The sequence below is a fragment of the Rhodococcus sp. R1101 genome, assembly GCF_000278445.1.
In the GTDB taxonomy this organism is placed as follows: domain Bacteria; phylum Actinomycetota; class Actinomycetes; order Mycobacteriales; family Mycobacteriaceae; genus Rhodococcus; species Rhodococcus gordoniae.
This window is the reverse complement of the sequence record NZ_AJVB01000675.1, coordinates 1-1,624: the sequence shown is the minus strand read 5'-3', so window position 1 is coordinate 1,624 and position 1,624 is coordinate 1. Positions and strand designations below refer to the sequence as shown.

Genomic DNA, 1,624 nt, shown 5'->3' with positions numbered 1-1,624 from the left:
CGGCATCGCCGTGCTGCACGCGCACGGACCGAAGAACACCGTCGACATCCCCGCCCATCCCGGCCACGTCCGGGCGCCGTACGTCGCCGTGCCCTATCTCGAACGGATGGACCTCGCGTATTCGGCGGCCGACGCGGTGGTGTGCCGATCCGGGGCCATGACGGTCGCGGAGGTGTCCGCGGTGGGTCTGCCCGCGGTGTACGTGCCGCTCCCGCACGGGAACGGCGAACAGGAACTCAACGCCCGTCCGGTCGTCGCGGCGGGCGGCGGAACGATCGTCGCGGACGGCGACCTGAATTCCGATTATGTGGCGACGGACGTGGTGTCGTTGCTCGGCGACGAGCGCAGACTCGTGGAGATGGGGCGCAGCGCCGCGGCCGCCGGCCATCGCAGTGCCGCGGACGAGTTGGCGCGCATAGTGCTCGAGGTTGCCGGAGTGGAACCGAACAGGAGTGAACGATGAGCGCGCAGTTGCCCGCCGAACTCGAGCGGGTGCACATGGTCGGTATCGGTGGCGCCGGGATGTCGGGCATCGCCCGGATCCTGCTCGCGCGCGGGGGACAGGTGTCGGGTTCCGACGCGAAGGAGAGCCGCGGTGTGCTCGCCCTGCGGGCGCGCGGCGCGCAGGTCCGCATCGGGCACGCCGCCGAAGCTCTCGACCTGCTCGACGACGGTCCCACGGCCCTGGTCACGACGTTCGCCGCGATCCCGCAGGACAATCCCGAACTCGTCGCCGCCCGCGAGCGGGGGATCCCGATCCTGTTGCGCCCCACGGTCCTTGCTTCCCTTATGCGCGGACACCGCACCTTCCTGGTCTCGGGCACACACGGCAAGACCTCGACGACGTCGATGCTCGTCGTCGCGCTGCAGCACTGCGGCTTCGATCCGTCCTTCGCGGTGGGCGGTGAACTCAACGAGTCCGGGACCAACGCGCACCACGGCAGCGGGGACGTCTTCGTCGCCGAAGCCGACGAGAGCGACGGTTCGCTGCTGCAGTACGACCCGAACACCGTCATCGTCACGAACATCGAGGCGGATCACCTCGACTATTTCGGGACGCCGGAGGCGTACACGGCGGTCTTCGACGAGTTCGTCTCCCGCATCGCGCCCGGTGGTCTGCTGGTCGTGTGCCTCGACGACCCCGGATCTGCAGCGCTCGCCGAGCGGGTCGTCGCGCTCGGCCGCGACGACCTGCGGGTCCGGGGCTACGGCACTGCCGACGTCATCGGCACCGAGGGCGACCACCGCGGCGTTCCTGTCGGCGTGCGCCTCCTCGGCTGGGAGGCCAAGGACGTGGGTGGGGTCGCCGAACTCCACCTCGCGGGTGAGGATTCGCCGCGGACGGTGCGACTGTCGGTCCCCGGCCGGCACATGGCGTTGAACGCTCTGGCCGCGTTGCTCGCCGCCCTCGAGGCCGGGGCGCAGGTCGACGAGGCGCTCGAGGGACTGGCCGGTTTCGGCGGAGTGCACCGGCGATTCCAGTACACGGGCCGCGAACACGGCGTGCGGGTGTTCGACGACTACGCCCACCATCCCACCGAGGTCCGGGCTGTCCTGGCGGCCGCGGGCGAACTCGTCGCGGGGGAGCCGCTGCGCTACACCGAGACCGGCACCGAACGGCCCC

Annotated in this window: 2 protein-coding genes; both read left to right on the top strand. The window is 70.9% G+C overall.

Features of this window, described 5'->3' with window-relative positions; genetic code table 11:
- The coding region (locus R1101_RS0123095; RefSeq protein WP_016935562.1) for a UDP-N-acetylglucosamine--N-acetylmuramyl-(pentapeptide) pyrophosphoryl-undecaprenol N-acetylglucosamine transferase at positions 1 to 463 on the top strand (463 nt) is incomplete at its 5' end.
- Positions 460 to 1,624, top strand: a 1,165-nt coding sequence (gene murC, locus R1101_RS0123090; RefSeq protein ID WP_016935561.1) for a UDP-N-acetylmuramate--L-alanine ligase, incomplete at its 3' end; no start/stop codon positions are given. The genes R1101_RS0123095 and murC, both read left to right, overlap by 4 nt.